At 40.7% G+C, this 8,100-nt stretch carries 8 protein-coding genes and 1 tRNA gene; 7 read left to right on the forward strand and 2 right to left on the reverse strand.

Translation table 11 applies throughout. The annotated features are described in order from the left end of the window. Positions 1 to 634, reverse strand: a 634-nt coding sequence (locus ACJMMI_RS04155; RefSeq protein ID WP_405353824.1) for a Mur ligase family protein, incomplete at its 3' end; no start/stop codon positions are given. A 265-nt stretch (positions 635 to 899) separates the two neighbouring features. Here ACJMMI_RS04155 and ACJMMI_RS04160 point away from each other — a divergent pair. The 7 genes from ACJMMI_RS04160 (at position 900) to ACJMMI_RS04190 (ending at position 7,510) form a co-directional block, all read left to right on the forward strand. After that, positions 900 to 2,603, forward strand: coding sequence for a MutS-related protein (locus ACJMMI_RS04160; protein WP_405353826.1), 1,704 nt, complete (start codon positions 900 to 902; stop codon positions 2,601 to 2,603). A 10-nt stretch (positions 2,604 to 2,613) separates the two neighbouring features. Then, a complete protein-coding gene (locus tag ACJMMI_RS04165) occupies positions 2,614 to 3,537 on the forward strand; it encodes a dockerin type I repeat-containing protein (RefSeq protein ID WP_405353828.1) in 924 nt (307 codons plus the stop codon). A 131-nt stretch (positions 3,538 to 3,668) separates the two neighbouring features. After that, complete coding sequence (locus ACJMMI_RS04170; RefSeq protein ID WP_405353829.1) at positions 3,669 to 4,322, forward strand: response regulator transcription factor; 654 nt, start codon at positions 3,669 to 3,671, stop codon at positions 4,320 to 4,322. After that, the gene (locus ACJMMI_RS04175) at positions 4,322 to 5,734 is read left to right on the forward strand and encodes a sensor histidine kinase (RefSeq protein WP_405353831.1); all 1,413 of its coding nucleotides are present in this window, start codon (positions 4,322 to 4,324) and stop codon (positions 5,732 to 5,734) included. The genes ACJMMI_RS04170 and ACJMMI_RS04175 overlap by 1 nt, the downstream gene beginning before the upstream one ends. Beyond that, complete coding sequence (locus ACJMMI_RS04180) at positions 5,731 to 6,492, forward strand: hypothetical protein (RefSeq protein WP_405353833.1); 762 nt, start codon at positions 5,731 to 5,733, stop codon at positions 6,490 to 6,492. The genes ACJMMI_RS04175 and ACJMMI_RS04180 overlap by 4 nt, the downstream gene beginning before the upstream one ends. Before the next feature lie 100 nt (positions 6,493 to 6,592). Next, positions 6,593 to 7,348 carry a C39 family peptidase gene (locus ACJMMI_RS04185; protein WP_405353835.1) on the forward strand — a complete coding sequence of 252 codons (756 nt, stop codon included), beginning with the start codon at positions 6,593 to 6,595 and terminating at the stop codon, positions 7,346 to 7,348. After that, positions 7,349 to 7,510, forward strand: a complete 162-nt coding sequence (locus ACJMMI_RS04190; RefSeq protein ID WP_405353837.1) for a hypothetical protein — start codon at positions 7,349 to 7,351, stop codon at positions 7,508 to 7,510. Between the two features lie 502 nt (positions 7,511 to 8,012). Here the strand turns inward: ACJMMI_RS04190 and ACJMMI_RS04195 are convergent. Next, positions 8,013 to 8,088 (reverse strand) — tRNA-Thr (locus ACJMMI_RS04195). Between the last annotated feature and the right edge of the window lie 12 nt (positions 8,089 to 8,100).

Here is an 8,100-nt window from a genome sequence, read left to right on the forward strand (position 1 = left end):
CGCACTCAGGGCAGAGCGGAGTATCTATAATAATAGTATCCTCGTTTAGCACCTCATTGTTCTGCTTTTCAATGCCAAAATAAACTCTCTCGTTGTCCTTTGCAAGTCTTGCACTTACAAGGTCGTCGGCATTCAGCACAAGCTTTGTTTGCTTTGGAATGTGCTTGTCGAGAATATCAAAGATAAATTCAGAGTGAGCGTTACGCTTGTATGAATCTCTGAAAAGGTTTGTGCAGAGAAGATATGTAGGGTGAACATACGGATAAATAAGTCTTGAACTGCGTTCGTCAAGCTCAAGCACAGCAAGGTCTTTTACAGTCTTGCCCCTTAAATTCACCGCTGAAATCAAAGTAGTAGCCACACCGCCAAGAATATTACTGCCTGCTCTGTTGTTGACAGGTGAATAGCCGTTGTCTGCCAAAATATCGTTAATCATATTTGCGGTTGTTGTCTTGCCGTTTGTGCCTGTAATGCCGATAATTGTCTTTGGCTTGTCCATTCTGCCAAGGAAGTCAGGGCAGATTTTCATAGCAAGCACACCCGGCATATGAGTGCCGTTGCGGTGCATTACAGATAGTGCTACCGAGGCAAGCTTTGAAGCGTATAAAGCTACAAAAAATCGAATACCTTTCATCTAAAAAGCTCCTTTAATTACCATTATAAATTCTATTATAGCAAATTGCGTGGCATAGTTCAAGCTTACGACTATATAAATCATACAAATTTAGTGTGAGATTTTTATTAGTTTTACCATAACAATAATTAGGAATACAAAAGCGTACAAAATCTTTGACTTTTTGCAGAAAATATGGTATGTTATGTATAGTATGAATTAACAATATATACAGCACTAAGCTGTAAAGATATGGATATTTTTTATAAAAAAGGCGGTAAATTTTATGGCAGAAATAAGCTTGCTTAATCCGCAAAATTCAAAGGCGGTTTTTAAAAGTCTGACTAAAGAAAGCATAAACGACCTCTCGCTTGACTTCATTTGCAAGGCACTTTCAAAGAGCGAGTACGAGCAAAATGTTATAATGAAAATTATGACAGAGATTACAGATGATGCGGAAACCGTAAAATACAGGGGAGATGTGTTTGATGATTTCTTGCGATTTCCAAAGCTGAGGGACTCACTCTCCGAACTGCTTGAGGAATTAAACGATTTAAAGGACATATCACGATTTCAAAAGGATACCGAGGCTTCTTCGCTTTGGAAGCTCATAAACCGTCTGCGTGAAATTGACGGCTATGTAAATTGCATAACAAAGATTAAGGAGTGTCTTGAGAGCCTTGACATCAGGTCTGAGGGACTTTTAACCCTTAAAAAAGAGGTTACCGACATTTACCAAAACAGCGGTTTTCCTCAGCTTAAAGCCGACATAAACGAAACCTTTAAAAAGGTGCAGAGGGTAAAGAGTGTGACAATCGGCGTGAACCTTGATGACCTGTTAAGACCTAAGAACGCAGGTATTCTCTCACTTAATGACAAGGCTTTTACCTCGTCGGGACTAATGCAGCACTTTATGAAGTTTACGAATAACGGTGATGAAATTCACTTTGGTACGGATATTTCCGACATTAAAAAATTCCACCCGTCAAGTCCGAAATTTAAGGAGAATGACATCGGCATCGGCAAGCTTGACGCTGTGCCTACAAACGGAAATCCAAATGTCACCACAAGCGGACTTACAGGTGCAGACCCACTCTCCGACAGCCTGAAAAAAGCCGTCACCGACATTATGCGTAAGACTGTGCGTGACATTCAGAGCGTGCTGACAAAGTATGTGAACATCAGCGGATACACCCTCTCAGCCCTTATGCCCGAGATTGTTTTCTATATCAGGTGGGCGGAACTTGTCGAGAAAATCAGGGCAAAGGGACTCTCAATGTGCAAGCCTGAAATCTTGCCCTCAGACAGCAGAGAAATCTTTGCAAGGGGTGTGTATAACCTCAAGCTTGGCATTAAGCGTGTGAACGGTGAGGAGTTCAATATAATAGCAAATAACATTGACTTTGATGACGAGTCGGGCAGAATTTACATTCTCACAGGCCCTAACAGAGGCGGTAAAACCACCTTTACACAGGCAGTGGGACTTGCCGTATTACTTGCCCAAAACGGCATTTATGCACCATGCACTGAGTTTAAACTAAGCCCCTGCGACAATATCTTCACCCATTTTCCGGCTGATGAAAACGAGACCGTTGACCTCGGCAGACTGGGCGAGGAGAGCAAAAGACTTGCCGAGATTTTTGACATTGCCACCGAGCACAGTATGCTTTTGCTCAACGAAAGCCTTGCTACAACCAATGTTTCCGAGGGTTTGTTCATTGCAAAAGATGTAGTGCGGGCTATGCGATACCTCGGTGTGCGTTCGGTGTTCAATACCCATATGCACGACCTCGCCAAAAACCTTGACGAGATGAACACCCAAACCGAGGGCAAGAGCATTGTGCAAAGCCTTGTAACGGGTGTTGACCATGGAGAACGCTCGTTCAGAGTGTATATTTCTCCGCCACAGGGAAGCAGCTATGCAAGGGATATTGCCAAGAAATACGGCGTTACCTTTGAACAGATAAAAACAAATATTGACAAAAATTAAGGAGTTAATTATGAAAAAGAAATTATTATGTTTAGCACTTACGGCAGTGCTTATGACAGTCACAATTTTTGCCACAGCCTTGTCTGCCGCTGCTGTTGAGGGTGCGGTAAGTCAGCACTATGACGGTGAAATCAAGGGTGAGGGTCAGGTGATTGAGTACAAATTCGGTATCGGCATTGCAGGTGATTTTGAGTTCTCGGTGTCGGGTGGTTTGCAGAAGTACGGCATTAGTTTTTCTGACGCAATGGGCAATACCTATGTGAACGAAAGCTGTCATAACGGCAGTTTTAACGAAAAACTCTACATTTCCGCAGGCACCTACTCAATAAAAATCTCTGCCTTTGAAAAGGTAACAGGCAAGTACAGCCTCGACTTTACATTCACACCGTTCTATGAGTCATTCCCCGAGGATGAGGGCGGTTCAAACAACACACTTCAAACCGCCAATAAAGCCGACACAGAAACAATCTACAAGGGACTTCTCACAGAAACCGACACAGTAGATATTTTTAAGTATCAGTTTGACAAAAGGGCAATGCTTGCCATAGACGCTTCATCACATATGGACAGCGTAAATGTTTATGTTCTTACCGAAAGCGGTGAGGTAATCAGCAGCAGTACAATAAAAAAGGACAAAAAGCATACCTTTGTAATTCCTGTTGCCAAGGGCGGTACATACTATGTGGCATTCGTCAGCGACAACTGCACAGGCAGCTATGAGCTTGACACAACAAAGGCGGTTTGCGGTGATTTTAACAATGACGGCAAAATTGATGTAAATGATGTAACGGTTTTGCAGATGTTCATTTCAGGCGACTATAAATTCTCGGATTTAAAAGTCCTCTCAGCCGACCTCAACGGTGACGGAGTTGTAATGGTAACAGATGTTACCTACCTGCAGGTTTGCGTAGCAGACGGTATGGAAAGCGTGTGAGTGAAACAGAACCAAAAGTAAATATCAGGAAATTCACAGCAGTTGCTTTTAGGGCGACTGCTGTTGATTTTTATATACAATTAAGATACAATACCGGTGTATAATGTGTGCATACATTGGGAGGGTGCTTTATGATAAGAATTTTAATTGTGGAGGACGAAAAGAGTATTTCCGACCTTATAAAAATAAATCTTACAGACGCAGGGTACAGCTGCTTTTGTGCATTTGACGGCAACGAGGCGGCTGATATGCTTGAGAGCGAAAGCTTTGACTTGGTTTTGCTCGATATTATGCTGCCAAAAATAAACGGTTATGAGCTTATGGAGTACATAAGACCGATGGAAATTCCTGTGATTTTCATTTCGGCAAAATCGGAAACCTATGACAAGGTTAGAGGACTAAAGCTCGGTGCGGAGGATTACCTTACAAAGCCGTTTGAAATAATAGAACTGCTTGCCAGAGTGGAAACCGTGCTGAGAAGATACAACAAAAACCTGTCTGTACTCACAGAAGACGATGTTGTGATAGATATTAATTCGCATACCGTAAAGAAAAACGGTGAACTTATTCCGCTTACCGTTAAGGAGTTTGATTTACTTTTATTGCTTGTACAGAATAAAAACATTGCCCTTTTCCGTGAAAAAATATTTGAACGGGTGTGGCACGAGTCATACATAGGCGACAGCAGAACCATAGATTTGCACATTCAAAGGCTTAGGAAAAAGCTTGGCTGGGAAAAGAAAATTGTAGCTGTGTATAAAATAGGCTATCGTTTGGAGGGTTGATGATGTCGGTATTTCTGAAAATATTTTTAAGCGTAATTACCGTAACTGTGCTGAGCTTTTCGGTATGCGGTCACACAATTATCGGTTTGGAGTTTCACAGCAATCTTCAAAATGAATTTGAAAATTCAAAATCCGAGAGTATCACTCTGCGAAACGCACTTGCGACTGCTGTGTACAATCAACCGCACAATGGCGAAATTTCTCTTTCGGGTTTGAAAAAGGTGGCAAATAATATTAAGATTTCCACAGCCTCGGGAGATTTGCAGTTTGCGGTGAGTGATGAAGATTATAACTTAATCAGCAAGAATACAAATGTTTTGCCTGATGATACCGCACCGAAAAATCTTGAAAACGAAACGCAATACAGCTCGGTTTGTGCAGACGAAAATCACTATTATGCGGTTACAACGGTAAAAACAGCTATTGACGGCAGGATAGTGTATTTGCAGAATTATTTCGATATTACAGGCGTATTTGAGCAGAAAAACAGGCTTTATTTTATTTTGCAAATACTTTTGCCCGCTCTTGCGGTTGTGATTGGCGGTGTGATTTTTGTGTTTTCAAAGCTGATTACCACCCCGATAAAAAAGCTTTCGTCGGCGGAAATGGAGTTTGCAAAGGGCGATTTTTCAAAGCGTGTTAAAATAAAGGGCAGTGACGAGGTGAGCAGACTTTCCGAGAATTTCAACTTTATGGCGGATAAAATCGAAGAAAATATAACCGAGCTTAAAGATGCCGTAAAAAGGCAGGAGGATTTTTCGGGCAACTTTGCCCACGAGCTTAAAACACCGCTGACTTCGATTATCGGCTATTCCGATATGCTTCGCTCAAAAAAGCTGAGTCAGGAGGAGCAGTTTTGCTATGCCGATTATATTTTCAAAGAGGGCAAAAGGCTTGAGTCGCTCTCAAAAAAGCTTATGGATATGATGGTGCTTAAAAACGAAAAATCAGACCTCAATCCGGTAAGCACAAAGTATCTTGCAGAGAGTGTGGGCGACTCTGTTCAGCCTTTGCTTGCCGAGGACAATATAAATCTGCTCATAAATGTTGATGACTGCATTGTAAGCCTTGACTCTGACCTTATAAAAACGGTGCTGATAAATCTTATTGACAATGCAAGAAAGGCAAGCAAAAGCGGAGATACCGTTGAGCTTGCCGGCAGCTCAACCTATGAGGGATATTTGTTTGAGGTCAAAGATTACGGTACAGGAATAAGTGAAGAGGATTTGCCGAGAGTGACAGAGGAGTTTTATATGGCAGACAAATCAAGGGCAAGAAAGCAGGGCGGTGCAGGTATGGGACTTGCCCTCTGCAAAAAAATCGCAGAAATGCACGGCGGAGAGTTAAAGGTTCACAGCAAGCAAAACGAGGGAACAAGAGTAGAATTTTTGATAAGGGAGGAGAGCAAATGAAAGCAAGAAATATAATAATAATCGGTTTGTCCTGCCTTGTGATAGTTGCCTGCCTTGCGTCACCCTTTGCGGTATCGCAGTTTCAGAATGTATCTGCCCTTAGCTACAGTGAGGAAAATACAATCTCACCGATTAGCATTTCAAAAAAGACTCTGACAAATGCCCAAAAGTTTAAGCTGTATGCCGACTCCACAAACGACACTTCGGCTGTAACTGTGACCTCTGTAGGCAGAGAAAGTGCATTGCTTGACAGTGACACCATTGAACAGGCTTTTTATGAGCAAATGGAAAAGATTGATAAAATTAATGGACTTAATATGATTTATGAAAAAAACTCGTCTGATTATAAGCTGTGCAATCCTGAAATTTTTGCTTACAGTTCTGACCCCTCAAGTTATGCGATTTTTTGGATAGTAAGCCTTGAAACCAAGAATTACACTTATAGCTTTGTTATGGACGATGAAACTAAAATGCTGTACAATCTGTCGATTTATTCCAATAATTCAAAGGCTTTGTTTGATAAAAATACAGAGAATTTAGCAGACAGATTTGGCAAGGGCATATGCGCATACATAGGTGCAGACAAAATAAACTATGTTGAGCCGTATAATGATACGGAGTTTATAATAAACTATGCGTTTGACGACAAGTCGGAAATTGATTGCTATGTAACCTTGTCTGCTGATTTTACGGAGCTGAGCGTATTGTTTACTGACAGCATTTACTCGGAAAAAAGTGACATTGAGTTTGACAGCTGAGAAATTATACAATTAAAATACATCTATGAGGAAAATAAGCCGTATTTGTTTGCTAAGATATAAGCAACAAATTTAACGGCTTATTTTTGGATGTGATAATATGAAAAGGCAAAAAAATAATACTGTTCGCATTGCGTTTGCAGTTGTGCTTGCGTTCTGGCTGATATTTATAATTGTGATTATAGGAGTGGTGAAGTCGCTTGTTGGCGTAAGCTTTGCAGAGAATTACATCTCAGACAACGGCAGACAAATTCTAATAAAAAATGTACCGTATGTAAGTCAGGAACATATTTTGCCAACAGGCTGTGAGTCAGCCTGTGCGGTAATGGTTTTGCAATATTACGGATTTGATATTAGTCTGGTTGATTTTTCAGAAAATTACCTTGATAAGCAAGAGGTTTATTATGCTGATGACGGCAAGCTGCATGGCCCGTCACCTTACGAAGCTTTTGCAGGAAGTCCCGATGATTTGCAAAGCTACGGCTGTTATGCACCGGTTATAGCAAAGGCTGTGAATAAGGCAGTAAATGATACTGATTACAATTGTTTGATTACAAGCGGAGAAAGCCTTGAACAGCTTGTAGATGAGTATGTGTCAGAAAATATTCCTGTGCTTGTGTGGGTCACTATAAATATGTGCGAACCAAATGTGGGAGATAGCTGGTATATGCAAAACGGCGAAATGTTTGTTTGGCAGGCGGGTGAGCATTGTATGGTGCTTATCGGATCTGATGATAACGGCTATTTTTTGCTTGATCCATACAAAACTAACGGCATTGTGTATTACGATAAATCACTTACCCAAACTCGTTATGCTCAGATGAGCAGTCAGTCTGTGGTGCTTTTGGAAAATTAATTGAATGTTGAGCTGTTTAATAAATTTAAGGTTGCCAATGTATTAATATTATTAAAAGGCAAAAAAGCTGAGCAAAATTTTTGTCCAAGCAGTAAGCACAGCAAATTTTATTTTGTTTTTTCTGTTTGGGTAAATTATGGTTTAGCAGAAAGTTTCGGATAAATAATATAAAATTTAGGTCGAGCCTTTTTAAAGGCTCGTGGGTTTGGGCAACGCCCAAGAAAAGTTGTTTCTATTGCAAATTTCCAGGCACAAACAGCAACGCTGTTTGTTTGCTAAAGCAAAGTTTGATAAAACAGGCGACAGCCTTTTATAAAAGAAATAATTAATTTTTTCATTATATAACGAATGGCTTTTCTTGTTGCTGTCGCAATCATAAGGCTTTCGCCATTGTGTCCAAGCCACCAAACAGCAAGCTGTTTGGCTATCAAAAAATTGCGTTAGCTTAAAGTATTTGTGGGCTTTGCCCACACCCACAACCTTTGAAAAAGGTTGACCAAATTTTTTTGTCCGAGTATAAAGTCAGTGATAATTCAAAGAAAAGTTCCCGACCGTGAAAAGCATATTACCCACACATTTAAAACAGAACCCAAATATTTTGCAAACTAAAAGAAAAATTTATCACAATTTTTTCCAAAACAAAAAACCGCACCTAAGTGCGGTTTGGAGCTGGTGACGGGGCTCGAACCTGCGACCTGTTCATTACGAATGAACTGCACTACCAACTGTGCTACACCAGCATTATCTTAATT

The organism is Ruminococcus sp. (assembly GCF_045129435.1).
Lineage (GTDB): Bacteria > Bacillota > Clostridia > Oscillospirales > Acutalibacteraceae > Ruminococcoides.